At 60.7% G+C, this 16,860-nt stretch carries 13 protein-coding genes; 5 read left to right on the top strand and 8 right to left on the bottom strand.

From position 1 onward, the window contains the following. Positions 1-9 precede the first annotated feature (9 nt). The 5 genes from AACY19_RS25325 to AACY19_RS25305 form a co-directional block, all read right to left on the bottom strand. Complete coding sequence (locus AACY19_RS25325) at positions 10-1,257, bottom strand: ABC transporter permease (RefSeq protein ID WP_339454293.1); 1,248 nt, start codon at positions 1,255-1,257, stop codon at positions 10-12. 180 nt (positions 1,258-1,437) lie between these two features. Further along, positions 1,438-2,481 carry an ABC transporter substrate-binding protein gene (locus tag AACY19_RS25320; RefSeq protein WP_339454292.1) on the bottom strand — a complete coding sequence of 348 codons (1,044 nt, stop codon included), beginning with the start codon at positions 2,479-2,481 and terminating at the stop codon, positions 1,438-1,440. Between the two features lie 48 nt (positions 2,482-2,529). Next, complete coding sequence (locus tag AACY19_RS25315; protein WP_339454291.1) at positions 2,530-3,654, bottom strand: ABC transporter ATP-binding protein; 1,125 nt, start codon at positions 3,652-3,654, stop codon at positions 2,530-2,532. A 352-nt stretch (positions 3,655-4,006) separates the two neighbouring features. Beyond that, positions 4,007-4,636 (bottom strand): response regulator transcription factor, encoded by a 630-nt coding sequence (locus AACY19_RS25310; protein WP_339454290.1) that lies wholly within the window; start codon positions 4,634-4,636, stop codon positions 4,007-4,009. Between the two features lie 84 nt (positions 4,637-4,720). After that, entirely contained in the window at positions 4,721-7,117 is a 2,397-nt protein-coding gene (locus AACY19_RS25305) for a PAS domain-containing sensor histidine kinase (protein ID WP_339454289.1), read from the bottom strand. Between the two features lie 73 nt (positions 7,118-7,190). On the opposite strand from AACY19_RS25305, the gene AACY19_RS25300 reads away from it, so the two are divergent. Next, positions 7,191-8,174 carry an alpha/beta hydrolase family protein gene (locus tag AACY19_RS25300; RefSeq protein ID WP_339454288.1) on the top strand — a complete coding sequence of 328 codons (984 nt, stop codon included), beginning with the start codon at positions 7,191-7,193 and terminating at the stop codon, positions 8,172-8,174. Positions 8,175-8,298: 124 nt separating this feature from the next. Here AACY19_RS25300 and AACY19_RS25295 read toward each other — a convergent pair whose 3' ends face one another. Genes AACY19_RS25295 through AACY19_RS25285 form a run of 3 tightly spaced genes read right to left on the bottom strand, consistent with a single transcriptional unit; the run spans position 8,299 to position 10,755 of the window. Further along, the gene (locus AACY19_RS25295; protein ID WP_339454287.1) at positions 8,299-9,066 is read right to left on the bottom strand and encodes a DnaJ domain-containing protein; all 768 of its coding nucleotides are present in this window, start codon (positions 9,064-9,066) and stop codon (positions 8,299-8,301) included. 1 nt (position 9,067) lies between these two features. Next, positions 9,068-9,739: an N-acetylmuramate alpha-1-phosphate uridylyltransferase MurU gene (murU, locus tag AACY19_RS25290; RefSeq protein WP_339454286.1), complete on the bottom strand. Its 672-nt coding sequence runs from the start codon at positions 9,737-9,739 to the stop codon at positions 9,068-9,070. Beyond that, entirely contained in the window at positions 9,736-10,755 is a 1,020-nt protein-coding gene (locus AACY19_RS25285) for an aminoglycoside phosphotransferase family protein (RefSeq protein WP_339454285.1), read from the bottom strand. Before AACY19_RS25285 ends, murU begins: the two co-directional genes overlap by 4 nt. Positions 10,756-10,885: 130 nt before the next feature. Here AACY19_RS25285 and AACY19_RS25280 point away from each other — a divergent pair, with 130 nt between their 5' ends. The 4 genes from AACY19_RS25280 to rsmA are packed head-to-tail and all read left to right on the top strand — an operon-like array spanning position 10,886 to position 16,782. Continuing rightward, positions 10,886-13,684 (top strand): LPS-assembly protein LptD, encoded by a 2,799-nt coding sequence (locus AACY19_RS25280; protein ID WP_339454284.1) that lies wholly within the window; start codon positions 10,886-10,888, stop codon positions 13,682-13,684. Further along, entirely contained in the window at positions 13,665-14,981 is a 1,317-nt protein-coding gene (gene surA, locus AACY19_RS25275) for a peptidylprolyl isomerase SurA (RefSeq protein WP_339454283.1), read from the top strand. Before AACY19_RS25280 ends, surA begins: the two co-directional genes overlap by 20 nt. Beyond that, positions 14,978-15,967 carry a 4-hydroxythreonine-4-phosphate dehydrogenase PdxA gene (gene pdxA / locus AACY19_RS25270; protein WP_339454282.1) on the top strand — a complete coding sequence of 330 codons (990 nt, stop codon included), beginning with the start codon at positions 14,978-14,980 and terminating at the stop codon, positions 15,965-15,967. Before surA ends, pdxA begins: the two co-directional genes overlap by 4 nt. After that, a complete protein-coding gene (rsmA, locus tag AACY19_RS25265) occupies positions 15,964-16,782 on the top strand; it encodes a 16S rRNA (adenine(1518)-N(6)/adenine(1519)-N(6))-dimethyltransferase RsmA (protein ID WP_339454281.1) in 819 nt (272 codons plus the stop codon). Before pdxA ends, rsmA begins: the two co-directional genes overlap by 4 nt. The last annotated feature ends 78 nt before the right edge of the window (positions 16,783-16,860 follow it).

The raw sequence follows: 16,860 nt of genomic DNA, 5'->3' as shown, positions 1-16,860 counted from the left end.
GAATTCCCCTTAGCTCAGGCGCAGGCGACTGGCGCCGACCAGCCAGCTGTAAATCAGATAAAGCACCACGGTCGCCAGCAGCAACAGCCCACCCAGCGCGGTGGCCATACCCCAGTTGATGCTGGTGTTGGTGTAGAAGGCGACGAAGTAACTGACCATTTGATCGTTCGGGCTGCCGAGCAGCGCCGGGGTGATGTAGTAGCCGATGGCGAGGATGAACACCAACAGGCAACCGGCGCCGACACCGGCGTAGGTCTGCGGGAAGTAGACCCGCCAGAAACTCGCGAACGGATGGCAGCCGAGAGAAATGGCGGCGCGCATGTAGGTCGGCGAGATGCCTTTCATCACGCTGTAGATCGGCAGGATCATGAACGGCAACAGGATGTGCACCATCGAGATGTACACGCCGGTGCGGTTGAACACCAGTTCCAGCGGTTTATCGATGACGCCCACCGCCATCAGCGCGCTGTTGATCAGCCCGCCCGATTGCAGCAACACGATCCACGCCGCGACCCGCACCAGAATGGAGGTCCAGAACGGCAGCAGCACCAGAATCATCAGCAGGTTGCTCTGCCGCGATGGCAGGTTCGCCAGCAGGTACGCCAATGGATAAGCCAGTAACAGGCAGATCACGGTGATGACCAGGCCCATCCAGAAGGTGCGGGCGAAGATGTCGAGGTAGATCGCCTGATCCGGGGTGGCCGGGGCGATTTCGCCGAGGTCGTCGATCCGGTGATCGACGGCCGCCAGCAGGTAATAAGGCGTAATGCTGCTGGTGTTGCGTTTGACCGCTTGCCAGTAGGCGGGGTCGCCCCAACGTTCGTCGAGACCTTCCAGCGCTTCTTTATAAGAGGCCGGTTCGCTGGCGAACGGCAGCGCCCGGGCGGTTTTGGTCAGCAGGCTGCGATAGCCGGCCAGCTCCATGTTCAAGCGCTTGGACAGGTCGCCCAGCGTCTGGTTTTTGCGCGCTTCGGCAAGGTCTTCGCCGGCAGCTTTGTAGACTGGTTCAGCGGGCAGGCCTCGGCCGTCCCAACTGGCGATGGCCGCCACGGTGCGCGGCATGCCGCCGACCACTTCGGGGTTGCCGACGCTCTTGTAGAGCAGCGCCACGATCGGCACCAGAAACACCAGCAACAGAAACAGCACCAACGGCGCGATCAGCGCTTGAGCCTTCCAGCGGTTGACCCGCTCGGCGTGCTTGAGCTTCTGCTTCAAGGTGGGGCTGTTGCCCTCGTTCAGGGGAACGGCGATGGCCATGACGTACTCCGCAAATCTTTGATCGTTACAGAGGTGGCGAGCCACCTCGATCGATTGATGCACACAGATCCAGGTGGGAGCGGGCTTGCTCGCGAAAGCGGCGTATCAGTCGACATTGATGTTGAATGCACTGACGCTTTCGCGAGCAAGCCCGCTCCCACAGGAGGGCGAGCCCTCGGGTTACTTCGCAGCCCAGGAGTTGAAGCGCTGCTCCAGTTGCTCGCCGTTGTCAGCCCAGAAGCTGACGTCGATCTGCACCTGGTTGGCGATGTTTTCCGGGGTGGTCGGCATGTCTTTCAGGACGTCTTTGGCCAGCAGCGGTACGGCTTGGGTGTTGGCCGGACCGTAGGCGATGTTTTCCGAGTAGGTCTTCTGCTGCTGCGGTTGCACCGAATAGGCAATGAATTTCTTCGCCGCTTCCGCGCGCTTGGCGTCCAGACCTTTCGGGATGGCCCAGGCGTCGAAGTCGTAGATGCCACCATTCCATACCACTTTCAGGTTGGATTCTTTTTGCACGGCAGCGATGCGACCGTTGTAGGCCGAACTCATCACCACGTCACCGGAAGCGAGGTATTGCGGCGGTTGCGCGCCAGCCTCCCACCACTGGATGCTTGGTTTCAGCTCATCGAGCTTCTTGAACGCACGGTCCTGACCGTCCTTGCCGGCGAGCACTTTGTAAACATCTTTGGGCGCGACACCATCAGCCATCAAGGCGAACTCGAGGGTGTACTTGGCGCCTTTGCGCAGGCCACGCTTGCCCGGGAATTTCTTGGTGTCCCAGAAATCCGCCCAACTGGTCGGTGCGGTTTTCAGCTTGTCGGCGTTGTAAGCCAGTACGGTTGACCAAACGAAGAAGCCCACGCCGCACGGCTGGATGGCGCCTTTGACGTAGTCTTCGGTCTTGCCGAACAGTGCCGGGTCGAGTTGTTCGAACATGTCTTCGTCGCAACCACGGGACAGCTCTGGCGATTCAACTTCGACCAGATCCCACGACACGCTCTTGGTGTCGACCATGGCTTTGACCTTGGCCATTTCGCCGTTGTATTCGCCAGCGATGATCTTGCCGTTGCCCGCCGCTTCCCACGGTGCATAGAAGGCTTTGACTTGCGCCGCCTTGTTCGCCCCGCCAAACGACACCACGGTCAAATCCGGGCCAGCGGCCATTGCGCCGGTCGCACCCATCAGGCCCAGGGTCAGGGCGGTGAACTTCAGGGATCTCAACATTTATTGTTCTCTCCACGTGCAGGGTTGGTGTTGGTATTGAGGGGGCGATCAGTTCGCCTCTAACAGCGGATCAAGCGCGCGAACGTGCTCGACCTGCCAGCCAAGCGGAACCACGTCACCGACGGCGAGCGCAGGATCGAGCTCGGCAATCGGTTGCTTCACGAAGAAGTCGGTCTTGCCGCAGACTTCCAGGCGCACCCGGACGTGGTCGCCCAGATAGATGAATTCCGCCACCCTCCCTGAGAAGCGGTTGACGCATTGATCGCTCGAACCGTTGAGGCTGACGCGCTCCGGACGGATCGACAGGGTTACCGGTTCGCCGGTCTGGCCGACGTTGACCGCCAGCGCTTCGACCTTTTCCCCACGGCCCAGCTCGACCACGCAGCGCTCGCCGTTCTGGCTGAGCAAGCGGCCGTTGAGGCGGTTGTTCTCACCGATGAAGTTGGCGACGAAGGTATTTTTCGGCTCTTCGTAGAGGGAGCGCGGCGGCGCAATCTGCTGGATTTCACCTTGGTGGAACACTGCAACGCGGTCGGACATGGTCAGCGCCTCACCCTGATCGTGGGTCACGTAGACCACAGTCACGCCGAGGCGCTGGTGCAGGTGTTTGATTTCCATCTGCATGTGTTCGCGCAGTTGTTTGTCGAGGGCACCGAGGGGTTCATCCATCAGCACCAGTTGCGGTTCGAACACCAGCGCGCGAGCAAGGGCCACACGTTGCTGCTGACCGCCGGACAGTTGCGCCGGGTAGCGCGAAGCGAATGCGTCGAGCTGCACCATGCTGAGGACTTTCTTGACCTTGTCGCTGACGTCACTCTTGTTCAGGCCACGCACGGTCAACGGGAACGCAAGGTTTTCGGCGACGGTCATGTGCGGGAACAGCGCGTAGTTCTGGAACACCATGCCGATATCGCGCTTGTGCGGCGGGACGTTGTTGATCGAGCGCCCTGCCAGCAGGATCTCGCCAGCGGTCGGTGTTTCAAAGCCGGCGAGCATCATCAGGCTGGTGGTCTTGCCGGAACCGGACGGCCCGAGCAGGGTGAGGAATTCGCCTTTGCGGATGTCCAGGTTGAGGTCTTTGACGATCAGGTTCTCGCCGTCGTAGCTCTTCTGCACTCCACGAAAGCTGACCAGCACATCACTGGCCCCTGCGTTTGTATCGACCTGGCTCATACCCACACCTTTGTTGTTGATGACTGCTTGTAGATCAAGCCTAGTGGTTGCTGACAGGCACGCAAATCGGGGCGCAGGAGAGAATCGCCTCAGCCGGATGGAAGGTTGGGGGTAGGGATTGCCCTACAAGGATGGCGCTGATGGATAAGGCAGTGGCGAGTGACAAGCTGCAAGCTGCAAGAACAAGCAAAAGCGCGTGTCGCTATCAGATATGCCCAATCTCGCAGGAACGATGAAGAAACCTGTGGGAGCGGGCTTGCTCGCGAATGCGGAGGGTCATTCAACTGATTCAGTGACTGGTACACCGCATTCGCGAGCGAGCCCGCTCCCACCGTTCTGGTGACGATGATCTTCAGAGGAGTTTGTGTTCCATCGCGTACTTCACCAGTTCGGCCAGCGAGGTGATGTTGAGCTTCTGCATCAGCCGCGCCTTGTGGGTGCTGATGGTTTTGCTGCTCAGCGCCAGTTGCTGAGCGATGTCATTGACGTTGGCGCCTTGAGCCAGGCGTTCGAATACCGAGAATTCACGCTCGGAGAGCAACGAATGCAAGGGCCGGGCATCGGTCAGGCCGACCTCGAAGACCATGCGGTCGGCCAGATCGGGGTCGATGTAACGCCCACCCGCCGCGACCTTGCGGATCGCCGTGAGCAACAGCGCCGGGTCGCTGTCCTTGGTCGCATAGCCGGCGGCGCCAACCTTCAGCGCGCGGGCAGCCATCTGCGCTTCATCGTGCATCGACAGCACCAGAATCGCCGGCGGATTGCTCAATGCCCGAATGCGCGGGATCGCTTCGAGACCGTTGACGCCGGGCATGGAGATGTCCAGCAACACAACCTCGCAAGGCACGTTGCGCAGGGTTTCGAGCAGTTGTTCACCATTGCTCGCCTCCCCCACCACCTGCAGATCCTTGGCCAGGCCGATCAATTGCTTGATGCCCTCGCGCACGATGGTGTGGTCTTCGGCTACCAGTACACGGATCAAAGTTTTTCTCCAGTTTTCAGGTACACACAAACCCTGTGGGAGCGAGCCTGCTCGCGAAAGCGTCAGCCCAGACACCACAAATCTTCAAACCTCACTCACCGGCACCCGCACCACCAGACTGGTGCCCTCCCCCGGCTCGCTTTCCAACACCAACCGCCCGCCCATGATCAGCACCCGCTCACGCATGCCGACCAATCCAAACGACGTTGGCCGACCGGTAGCGGCGACAAATCCTACGCCATCATCACTGACCGTCAGACACAATTCGTCGCCCGCAAGCTCCAGCGTCAGTTCCACAGTATGCGCCTGCGCATGGCGCATCACATTGGTCAACGCTTCCTGCAAAATCCGGAACAGGCCGATCGCCTTGGCATCACTCAGCGCCGGCAGATTGTCCGGTACTTGCACCAGACACGGAATCTGCGTGCGCGCTTCAAATCGCCGCGCCTGCCATTCGATTGCCGAGGCAATCCCGGCATCGAGAATCGGCGGTCGCAGCGCCGTCGCCACATCACGCACCAACTGAAACAACTGAGCGATTAGGCGCTTCATGCTGTTCAGGCGCTCATTCAGACCGGGGTCGAGTTGCGCGTAGGCCAGTTCGCACATCGACGTCTCCAGTTTCAGCACCGTGAGCATTTGCCCCAGCTCATCGTGAACCTCTCGGGCAATGCGCGCCTTTTCTTCTTCGCGCACGCTTTCGAGGTGCGCCGACAGTTCGCGCAGTTGCTCACGTGAGTCAGCCAGTTCCAGCTCGATGCGCTTGCTTTCGGTGATGTCCCAGACAATACCGTCCCAAACATAAGCACCATCCTCGAGTTGCCGGGTGATCGCCTTGATCTCCGCCCAGCGCTGCTCACCCTGACGGGTGAGGATTCGCCCCTGCCATGACCAGTCGCTATCGGTGTCCAGCGCCTGATCCTGAGTCTGGTGATAGCTGACTTTGTCGTCCGGGTGAACCAGACCGCGCAGGCCCATGTCGCGATGGGCAATGGTGGCGGGCGCGTAGCCGACCAGGTTTTCGCTGCCTTCGCTGATATAGGCAAAATCGATCTGCCCGGTCACCGGTGCGCGCTCCAGGCGGAACACCAGCCCCGGCACGTTGGCCGCAATGCCTTGCAGACGCGCCTCGCTTTCTTGCAACGCCGCCAGTGCGCGGCGGCGCTCGGTGACGTCGGTGAGATACACCACCAGATACTCACTCTCGCGAAAACGCAGAAAACTCAGCGACACGTCCGCTGGCAAGACACTGCCGTCGGCGCGCACGCAATTGGTTTCGAAGCTCAGCGGCCCCTCTTCACTGGCCCGCGCGCGTTTCCACAGGTTGAGCCAGCGATCCATGTGCAGACCCGGCTCGAAGTCGATCAACGGGCGCTCGATCAATCCACCGGCGGCGTAGCCGAGCATGACTTCCGCCGCACGATTGGCGTAGCGCACATGGCTGTCCCAGTTGACCCAGAGAATGCCGACGGTGCTTTGATCGATGGAAAACTGCGTCAGCCGCAGCGCTTCTTCACTCGCCGCGCGCAAGGCGATGTCTTCCCGCGCGGCGAGCAAGCGCTGTTCGAGACTGTGCTGCTGACGTCGCTGCCAGAACACGATGGCCACGCAACTGAGCAGCATCACCGCAAACAGCAGGCTGAGGTTCTGCCAGAACCCGGGCGACTCCGACAGTCGCGGGTATTTCGGCTGCAGCCATTGATTGTGCAGTTGCTCCAGATCTTTGGCCGGGATTGCGCGCAAGGCACTTTGGACGATGCCGGCCAGTTCCGGCCAGTCGCGGCGCGAAGCGACCCGCAACAACTGCGGCAGACCGATATCCCCGACCACCACCAGTTCGGCGAACTCCGGTTCTGCGGACAGACGCCCGAGTTGCGCTTCATCGACCACCGCGTAAGCCGCCTGCTGACTCAACAGTAACTGCAGCGCCTGACGCTCCAGCGGCACGCCTTGCAGGTTCAGATGCGGATAGTTGCTACGCAGATAATCGGCCGTGGTACTGGGCATGCGCACCGCCACGCGGGCCTGGCTGTCGAGTTTTTCCAGATCGACTACAGCGCCGGCTTTCTGATCGCTGACGATCAGTTGCGGCACGCGCATGTACGGATCGGAAAACTGCCACAGACGCAGGGCACTTGGGGTCTGGCTCAGGCCCGGAGCGATGTCGATCTCGCCGTCTCGCAGCGCTGTTTCCAGTTGCGTCAGATCCTGAAAATTGCGCCAGCTCAATTCGACGTTGAGCGCTTTGGCCAGCAATTTCATCAATTCGACGTTGGCCCCCGACAGCCGTTGCAGGCGACGGTCGTAGGTTGCATACGGCGCCTGTAACACCAGGCCAACGCGCAGCTCGTTGTGCTGCGCCAGCCATTGCTGCTGGCTCGCTGACAACTGAGCCAAATGTGCCGGGGGCGCAGGCGCCGCCCACCCCATCAAGGGAAACCACAAACAGCCGATAACCCACAGGCAGCAAAATCGCTTCATTGAAGTCTCTTGAACTGACAAATTCTGACCAACCCATTAGGCTGCCGGGATACTTTCTGGCCTGGAATAACCGATGCCCTCTGTCTACCGCCTGGCAATGCCAGCATTGTGCCTGTCGCTGCTCCTGCCTTGTGCGTTTTCCGTCGAAGCCGCCGACCCGGCACCTGCTGCCGAAAAACCTGCCGAAGAAAAACCAGCCGAACGCCAGCCACTGCTTGAGCGTAGTCAGGAAGAGGCCGCGGCACTGGAACGTAAACTCCCGGCGCACGAACAGCAACAATTGCAGGCTGGCAGCGACACCTTCCTCGCCCTGTGGAAACCGGCCAATACCCCTGAACCGAAAGGCGCGGTGATCATCATCCCCGGCGCTGGTGAAACGGCTGACTGGCCGCAGGCAATCGCTCCCTTGCGCCGCAAACTGCCGGACGCCGACTGGAGCAGCCTGAGTATCACGCTGCCCGACCTGCAAAGCGATGCCATTGCGCCACGCGTCATCGAGTCGGCGGCAGCGCCGAAGGCACCGGAAACCGGCACCAAGGATTCCACCACCGCGCAGCCTATCGAACAGGCTGCGGGCGGTGAAGCGGAAGTGGCCGATCAGGTCGTCGCGCAAACCATCGAAGAACAGGCCAAGGCCGACGCCGAGCGGATTTTTGCTCGCATTGACGCTGCCATCGACTACGCCGAACAGCAAAGCACCCGGCGCATCGTGTTGCTCGGCCACGGCACCGGCGCCTATTGGGCGGCACGCTATCTGAGCGAGAAACAAACCGCGCAGGTCGAGAAATTCGTCATGGTCGACGCCCAGGCACCGGCCAAAGCCAAGCCGCAACTGGCTGAGCTGACCCCGCCCCTGAAGCTGCCGACTGCGGATATTTTCTACATGGACAAACCGCTGGATCGCAACGCGGCGCTGGAACGCATGCAGGCGAGCAAGCGCTTGAAGACGTCGGCGTTCAGCCAGGTCGCGCTACAGGCGTTGCCGGATAAAAGAGCTGAACAAGAGCAATTGTTCCGCCGGGTGCGGGGCTGGTTGAGTCCACAGAATACGGATTGACTGAAAGACCGGGTGGCCCCCATTCGCGAGCAAGCCCGCTCCCACATTGAATCTGCGCAGGCAATCCAATGTGGGAGCGGGCTTGCTCGCGAAGAGGCCCTGAGCCGCACCCCATCACCAGCGACTAACGAAAATCCCGCCGCTCACGAACCAGCGTGTAGGCATTGCGCAGCTCCCGGGTTTTCTCGGTCGCCTCCCGCACCTGCGCCGCCGTTGCGCCGGTGCCGGCAATCTTGTCCGGGTGATGCCGGCTCAACAACCGTCGATAGGCTCGCTTGATCTGTGCCGGTTCGCTGGTCGCCGACACTCCGAGCAAGCGCATCGCTTCCTGATAACTCACCGCGGCGCTGACAATCGGCCGCTTGCCCGGTTCGTAATCACTGGCCAGCGCCTGCACCTGATGCGTCGTCCAGCCCAGCCATTTACCCCATTGCGCCAACAATTCACGCTCACTGACGCCGGCGCGGCCATCGGCCCACACCATCCGCCAACAGGCGCGCAATACGCCTTCGGCAGCATGCGGTTGCCCACTCAGACGTTTCAGATAACCGCGCAGATTATCGCTGCCGGATTTGCCGCGATTGAAGGCTGCAATTGCCCGACGCGTTGCCGGCTCGCCCATTTCCAGCGCACGCATTTCGTTGCGTGCCTGCTGGATATGCCCGTCGGTGACCCGCCCGTCGCTCTTGGCCAGACGCCCAAGCAGCACAAACAACAATTCGTCGTTGCGCAGCATCGGCCGACCGCCGAGTCTTTCCCGCAAGTGCCCCCAGCTCTGCAAATGCAGACGCCGATCCAGCGCCTGTCCCAGCAACGCCCCAAGCATGGCCCCCGGAATGCTGGCAATTGCAAAACCCGCTCCGGCTCCAATCAGAGTCCCTGGCCACAACATGTCAGCGACTCGCTTCTATAAGGGTTTCAGCTTCTGCCAGGCGCTCATGCGTGCCGACGTCCACCCAATGACCTTTCAGACGCTCGCCCGTGACCTCGCCGTCAGCCATCGCTTTGCGCAACAGCGGTGCCAGTTTGAAAGCGCCGTCGGTGCAGCCATCGAACAATTGCGGATGCAGCACGGCAATGCCGCTGTAGGTGAGCGTTGTCGCGCCAGGCTGGCCGTCGATTACCTGACCGTCGATCAGGGAAAAATCGCCGCTCGGGTGATGCGCCGGGTTGTCGGCGAGTACCAGATGCGCCAGACCATTGATCGGCTGGTGCAGGACGCTGAAGTCGTAATCGGTCCAGATATCGCCATTGACCACCAGGAAGGCATCGTCGCCCAGCAACGGCAGCGCACGGAAAATGCCGCCGCCCGTCTCCAGCGGTTCACCTTCGGGCGAATACTGGATACTCAGGCCGAACTGCGAGCCATCGCCCAGATAGTCCTCGATCTGCTGACCAAGCCAGGCATGATTGATCACGATATCGTTGAAACCGGCCGCCGCGAGAGCGCGCAGGTGATACTCGATCAACGGCACGCCGCCGGCACGTACCAGCGGCTTGGGGGTGGTCAGGGTCAGCGGGCGCATGCGCTCGCCTTTGCCTGCCGCCAGAATCATTGCCTTCATGCTGTTGCTCCACCCCGCAGGCTGGTGAACAGCGCTTGCAGCTCCGCCAATTCAGGACGACGCGCAATGACCGCTTCTATATAGGAGAAGAAACGCGGCACATCGGCGAGATAACGCGGCTTGCCGTCGCGATGGCAGATGCGTGCGAAAATACCGATGACTTTCAAGTGACGTTGCACGCCCATCAGGTCACTGGCACGCAGGAAGTCTTCAAAATCCGCCTGCACCGGAATATTCAGCGCCGAGGCTTGCTGCCAGTAGCGTTGCAGCCAGCCGCGCACGCGTTCTTCAGGCCAGCTGAGGAACGCGTCCTTGAACAGGCAGGTCACGTCATAAGTCACCGGGCCGTACACCGCATCCTGAAAATCCAGCACGCCGGGGTTCGGCTCGCTGAGCATCAGGTTGCGCGGCATGTAGTCGCGGTGCACCAGGACTTTCGGCTGAGCCAGTGCGCTGTCGATCAACAGATCGCTGACCTGCTGCCACTGTTGCTGCTGAGTCGAATCGAATTCGACGCCGAGTTCACGTTTCACGTACCACTCGGGGAACAGTTCCAGTTCACGGCGCAGCAACGCAACGTCATAACCTGGCAGCGGTGCCACCATCGGCAACTGCTGAAAAGCGAGCAGCGCTTGCAGGGCATCGCCGAACAATGCGTCGGCATTTTCGCCATCGATCACGTCGAGATAGGTCTTGTTGCCCAGGTCATTGAGTAAAAGAAAACCGCGTTCGAGGTCCTCTGCATAAATTTTCGGCACATTAATTCCGGATTTCGCCAGCAAAAACGCGATATCCACGAACGGTTTGCAGTTTTCCTGAGGCGGCGGTGCGTCCATCACAACGAAGCTGCGGCCGGCGCCTTCCCAACGGAAGTAACGGCGGAAACTCGCGTCACTGCTGGCCGCAGTCAACGTGGCCGGGGGTACTGCGCCCCAGCCCTGATCGGCAAAAAGGATTGTCAGCTGTTCATCGAGCCAAACTTTCAGGTGTTGCAAGCGTACATCTTGGTCAGGCATTGCAAGGGTCTCCGACGGCGCTAGCCGTCAAGCGGGTCATGCTTTATTATCCAGCATCTTTTTCAGACCATCGAGAGGCGTGCGGCCCACACCGCGGGCAGATGGCACGCAGGAAGCCCGGACTAATAAGATGGCATTGAAATCCCCCGCGTTTCGTAAAAAATTTCCGTTGTTGGTAACCGGCAGTCTGCTGGCTATGCAACCTCTGGCCAGTCAATTCGTTGTTGCCGCCGAGCAGTATGACTGCTCCGTCTCGGCTTCGGGTGGTTGGGCCTGTGCGCCCAAATCATCCGCTGCAGCGTTGCCGCCACGTCCCGTGCATGACGGCAGTGCCGTCAGCGCCACCGGCAACGCGGCGAGCGAGAACGGTTCGGTTGCCGACACAGCCCCCAAAACGGCACTGGTCACCGAAGCCAAGGGCCGCGGCCTGAAATCCCGTAGCGAAGACTTCAGTCACCTCGACTGGGTTCCGCGCGAGAAGCTCACCGCCGCTCAACTGGCCGAGACCGGTCCTTACTGCTCTGGTGCCTATATCGAGCCGATTCGTCCTGGCATGAATGACAAGACGAACAAAAGCGACGCTCCGACCTTTATCGGCGCAAAAGCCTCGCGCTATAACACCGATGATCAAGTCGGGACCCTGGCCGGTGACGTGGTTCTGCGTCAGGGCAGCATGCAGGTCGAATCCGACGAGGCGAGCCTGTATCAGGCCGAGAGCCGCGCCGAACTCAATGGCGATGTGCGCATCCGTGACAACGGCGCACTGATCGTCGGCGACCACGCCGATGTGCAACTCGACACCGGTGAAGCCAAAGTCGACAACGCCGAATACGTGATGCATAAATCGCGCATCCGCGGTAACGCGCTGTACGCCAAGCGTGCCGAAAACGCGATCATCCGCTTGAAGGATGGCACGTACACCACGTGCGAACCGAACAGCAACGCCTGGCAACTCAAGGGCAACAACATCACCTTGAACCCGGCCACCGGCTTCGGTACCGCGACCAACGTGACGCTGCGGGTCAAGGACATCCCGATCCTGTACACGCCGTACATCTACTTCCCGATCGACGACCGTCGCCAGTCCGGTTTCCTGCCGCCGACCATCGGCAGCGGCAGCGATACCGGCTTCATGCTGGTCACACCGTACTACTTCAACCTGGCACCGAACTACGACGCCACGTTGTACCCGCGCTACATGAGCAAGCGCGGCATGTTGGTCGAAGGCGAATTCCGCTACCTGACCAAGTCCAGCGAAGGCCAGTTCGGTGCGGCATACCTGAACGACGAGGACGACGAGCGTAAAGGCCAGACCGACTACGACAAGACCCGCTACATGTACAACTGGCAGCACAAGGGTGGTCTCGACTCCCGCGTGCTGACCGAAGTTGACTACACCAAGATCAGCGATCCGTACTACTTCCAGGATCTGCAGTCTGATCAGATCGGGGTGAAATCCGACGACTTCGTCAATCAGCAGGGCTCGGTTACGTACCGGGGTGACAGCTACGTTGCTCGCCTGAATGCTCAGCAGTACCAGTTGGCAACCGTTTCGAACATCACGCCGTATGGTCGTCTGCCGCAGATCACTTTCAATGGTCAGCTGCCGTACCACCCGGAAGGCCTGAATTTCGATTACGAGACCGAGATCGTTCGCTTCGACCGTGATCTGGAAACCGGCAACTTCACCAATGAAGATGGCACTGTCGAACGACGACTGGACACCAACGTCGCCGGCCTGGATCGTGCCAACGGCAACCGTCTGAATCTGAAGCCGGGCGTCAGCCTGCCGATGAACTGGACTTACGGGTTCCTCAAGCCTTCGCTCAAGTATCAGTACACTCAGTACGATCTTGATCTCGATGGGCAAGGCAAAAACGATCTGGTCACCAATCGCAACAATGCGTCCGCACTCGGCGAGTCGTTCAGCAGCTCGCAAAATCGTGGCGTACCGATTGCCAGTATCGACAGCGGCCTGTACTTCGACCGCAATACATCCTATTTCGGCAAGAACTACCGCCAGACCCTGGAACCGCGCCTGTTCTACCTCTATGTACCCGAGGAAGACCAGAAAGACATTCCAGTGTTCGACACCAGCGAATACACCTTCAACTACGCCTCGCTGTTCCGCGACAACCGCTTCTCCGGTGCCGACCGTGTCGGTGACGAGAACAAGCTGTCGCTGGGCGTTACCAGCCGCTGGATCGAAGACGACGGTTTCGAACGCCAACGCGTCAGCATCGGTCAGGCCTTGTACTTCAAGGATCGCAAGGTTCAGTTGCCTGGCGTGAATTTCGCCGACCGCGACGATGCCCGCGCCAACGTTTCGCCATACGCACTGGAATACGAATACCGCTGGAACCGCGACTGGCGCACCACGGCCGATTACAACTGGGACCCGGACAGCCGCAGCCCGCGCTCCGGCAGCGCGATGTTCCACTACCAGCCTGAAGACAACCCGAACAAGGTGGTCAACCTCGGCTATCGCTATCGCAACGACCAGGTTCGTTACGACCAGAACACCGGCAAATGGTCGGTGGGTGATGGTGACTACGGCCGTCCAGGCGACGCGAACTACGTGAAGGACTACTACAAGATCGAGCAGCACGACTTCTCGGTCATCTGGCCAATTGTTCCCCAGTGGAGTGCGATCAGCCGCTGGCAGTACGACTACAACCGCAACCGCACGCTGGAAGCCTTCGGTGGTTTCGAATATGACAACTGCTGCTGGAAACTGCGCCTGATCAACCGTTACTGGGTCAGCTATGACGAGTTCAGTCAGAACGCCCCGGAAAACGAAAAAGGCGACCACGGCGTCTTCCTCCAAATTGTTCTGAAGGGACTCGGCGGCCTCACTGGCGCCAAGGTAGAGAGCTTCCTCGACAAAGGCATCCAAGGTTATCGTCAACGTGAAGACCAAGCTTTCTGATTGTCTGCGCCCGCTGATGCTGGGCGCGCTGTTCCTGGGTACTGCGGCCAACGCCGCAGTACAGTCCATCGATAAAGTGGTAGCGATCGTCGACAACGACGTCGTCATGCAGAGCCAACTGGACCAGCGCGTCCATGAAGTTCAGCAGACCATTGCCAAGCGTGGTGGCGGCTTGCCGCCTGCCGGCGTGCTGGATCAACAGGTGCTCGAGCGCCTGATCGTCGAGAACCTGCAACTGCAGATCGGCGAACGTTCCGGCATCCGCATCACCGACGAAGAGCTGAACCAGGCGGTCGGTACCATTGCTCAGCGCAACAACATGACTCCGGAGCAGTTCAAGGTCGCTCTGGCCCGCGACGGACTGAACTATGATGACGCTCGTGAGCAGATCCGCCGCGAAATGATCATCAGCCGTGTCCGTCAGCGCCGCGTGGCAGAACGCATCCAGGTCTCCGAGCAGGAAGTGAAGAACTTCCTCGCCTCCGACCTGGGCAAGATGCAACTGTCCGAAGAACTGCACCTGGCCAACATCCTGATTCCGACCCCGGAAAGCGCCAACTCTGAAGCGATTCAGGCTGCCGCACGCCAGGCGATGGAGGTTTACCAGCAACTCAAGCAAGGCGCTGACTTCGGTCAGATGGCCGTGGCCAAATCCGGCAGCGACAACGCTCTGGAAGGCGGCGACATGGGCTGGCGTAAAGCCGCTCAACTGCCACCGCCATTCGACCGCGAGTTGAGCAGCATGGCCGTTGGCGATATCACTCAGCCTGCACGCACCCCGGGTGGTTTCATCATCCTCAAGCTGCTGGCCAAGCGCGGCGGCGAAGCGCAGATGCGCGACGAAGTGCATGTTCGCCACATCCTGGTCAAGCCGAGCCCGATTCGCGACGAAGCCAAGACCAAGGCCCTGGTTGAATCCCTGTACGAACGCATCCTGGCCGGTGAAGATTTCGCCACTTTGGCGAAAAACTACTCCGAAGACCCGGGTTCGGCCCTCAACGGCGGCGATCTGAACTGGATCGATCCGAACGCACTGGTACCGGAATTCCGCGAAGTGATGGCCAAGACCCCGCAAGGTCAGCTGTCCAAGCCATTCCAGACCCAATACGGCTGGCACGTTCTCGAAGTCCTTGGCCGTCGCGCCACCGACAGCACCGAACAGGCCCGCGAGCAGCAAGCCATGACCGTACTGCGCAACCGCAAATACGATGAAGAGCTGCAAACCTGGCTGCGTCAGATCCGTGACGAAGCTTACGTAGAGATCAAACTTCCTGGTGCAGACCAGGCAGCGCAGTGAAACCCCGGCGTTTCGCGCTGACCCCCGGCGAACCAGCCGGCATCGGTCCCGACCTGTGCCTGCTGCTCGCCTCGCAAGCCCAGCCACACCCCCTGATTGCCATCACCAGCCGCGACCTGCTCATAGAGCGGGCCGCGCAGCTGGGGCTGGCCGTCAACCTGCTGGACGTCGGCCCGGATCACTGGCCGGACGCCCCCGCACCCGCAGGCAGCCTGTACGTCTGGGATACCCCGCTCAGCGCCGCCGTGGTTGCCGGGCAATTGAACAAGGCCAATGCCGCTTTCGTCCTCGAAACCCTGACCCGTGCCGGCAACGGCTGCCTGAATGGCGACTTCGCCGGAATGATCACCGCCCCGGTGCACAAGGGCGTGATCAACGAATCAGGCATCGCATTCTCCGGGCACACGGAGTTTCTCGCCGACCTGACCCACACCGCGCAAGTGGTGATGATGCTCGCCACACGCGGTTTGCGCGTGGCGCTGGTTACCACTCACCTGCCGCTGCGCGAGATTGCCGATGCGATCACGCCCGAGCGGCTGGAGCGGGTCACGCGGATTCTGCACGCCGACCTGCAGAACAAATTCGGCATTGCCCGGCCCCGCATCCTGGTGTGCGGGCTCAACCCGCACGCCGGTGAAGGCGGACACCTGGGCCATGAAGAAATCGACATCATTGAACCGACACTAGAGCGCTTGCGCGGCGAGGGCATGGACCTTCGTGGCCCGCTGCCTGCCGACACTCTGTTTACCCCCAAATATCTGGAGCACTGCGACGCAGTGCTGGCGATGTACCATGACCAGGGCCTGCCCGTGCTCAAGTACAAAGGCTTCGGCGCTGCCGTCAACGTCACCCTGGGCCTGCCGATCATCCGCACCTCGGTTGATCACGGCACCGCCCTGGATCTGGCCGGCAGCGGCAAGATCGACACCGGCAGCCTGCAAGTCGCCCTGGAAACCGCCTACCGGATGGCCGAGACCCGTTTATGACCGAGCAATACCAACACAAGGCGCGCAAACGCTTTGGCCAGAACTTCCTGCACGATGCCGGCGTTATCGACCGTATCCTGCGCTCCATCCATGCCAAGGGCGAAGACCGTCTGCTGGAAATCGGTCCGGGCCAGGGCGCATTGACCGCCGGCCTGCTGAGCAGCGGAGCGCAACTCGACGTGGTGGAACTCGACAAGGACCTGATCCCGATCCTTAACCAGCAGTTCGCCGACAAGAGCAACTTCAACCTGCACCAGGGTGATGCGCTGAAGTTCGACTTCAACACGCTCAACGCCGCGCCGAACAGCCTGCGCGTGGTCGGCAACCTGCCTTACAACATCTCGACGCCGCTGATTTTTCATCTGCTGAACAACGCCGGCATCATTCGCGACATGCACTTCATGCTGCAGAAAGAAGTGGTCGAGCGTCTGGCGGCCGGCCCGGGTGGCGGTGACTGGGGTCGTCTGTCGATCATGGTTCAGTACCACTGCCGTGTGGAACACCTGTTCAATGTCGGCCCGGGCGCGTTCAACCCGCCACCGAAAGTCGATTCGGCCATTGTTCGCCTGGTGCCGCACGCGGTATTGCCGCATCCGGCCAAGGATCATCGCCTGCTCGAGCGCGTGGTTCGCGAAGCCTTCAATCAGCGCCGCAAGACCCTGCGCAACACCCTCAAGCAATTGCTCAGCAACGCCGAGATCGAAGCCGCCGGCGTCGATGGCAGCTTGCGTCCGGAGCAACTGGATCTGGCTGCGTTCGTCCGCCTGGCCGATCAGCTCGCCGTTCAAGTCCCCACCGCCCCCGCCGCCGACTGAGCGGCGATGAACGCTATCGGGCAGGACGCCACTCTGGTTTACTGCCCGATACTTGCCTAGACTGATTCCCCATCAGCT

The sequence above is a fragment of the Pseudomonas sp. EA_5y_Pfl2_R50 genome (assembly GCF_963970475.1).
Taxonomy (GTDB): Bacteria; Pseudomonadota; Gammaproteobacteria; order Pseudomonadales; family Pseudomonadaceae; genus Aquipseudomonas.
The sequence above is the reverse complement of the archived record's forward strand: the minus strand, read 5'-3'. Positions and strand labels throughout refer to the sequence as shown.

Excerpts from the sequence above, each read along its gene's own strand:
- AACY19_RS25295 (WP_339454287.1), bottom strand. The coding sequence starts at position 9,066 with ATGTTGTGGCCAGGGACTCTGATTGGAGCCGGAGCGGGTTTTGCAATT.
- AACY19_RS25315 (WP_339454291.1), bottom strand. The coding sequence starts at position 3,654 with ATGAGCCAGGTCGATACAAACGCAGGGGCCAGTGATGTGCTGGTCAGC.
- AACY19_RS25285 (WP_339454285.1), bottom strand. The coding sequence starts at position 10,755 with ATGCCTGACCAAGATGTACGCTTGCAACACCTGAAAGTTTGGCTCGAT.
- murU (WP_339454286.1), bottom strand. The coding sequence starts at position 9,739 with ATGAAGGCAATGATTCTGGCGGCAGGCAAAGGCGAGCGCATGCGCCCG.
- rsmA (WP_339454281.1), top strand. The coding sequence starts at position 15,964 with ATGACCGAGCAATACCAACACAAGGCGCGCAAACGCTTTGGCCAGAAC.
- AACY19_RS25320 (WP_339454292.1), bottom strand. The coding sequence starts at position 2,481 with ATGTTGAGATCCCTGAAGTTCACCGCCCTGACCCTGGGCCTGATGGGT.
- AACY19_RS25300 (WP_339454288.1), top strand. The coding sequence starts at position 7,191 with ATGCCCTCTGTCTACCGCCTGGCAATGCCAGCATTGTGCCTGTCGCTG.
- AACY19_RS25325 (WP_339454293.1), bottom strand. The coding sequence starts at position 1,257 with ATGGCCATCGCCGTTCCCCTGAACGAGGGCAACAGCCCCACCTTGAAG.
- AACY19_RS25280 (WP_339454284.1), top strand. The coding sequence starts at position 10,886 with ATGGCATTGAAATCCCCCGCGTTTCGTAAAAAATTTCCGTTGTTGGTA.
- AACY19_RS25305 (WP_339454289.1), bottom strand. The coding sequence starts at position 7,117 with ATGAAGCGATTTTGCTGCCTGTGGGTTATCGGCTGTTTGTGGTTTCCC.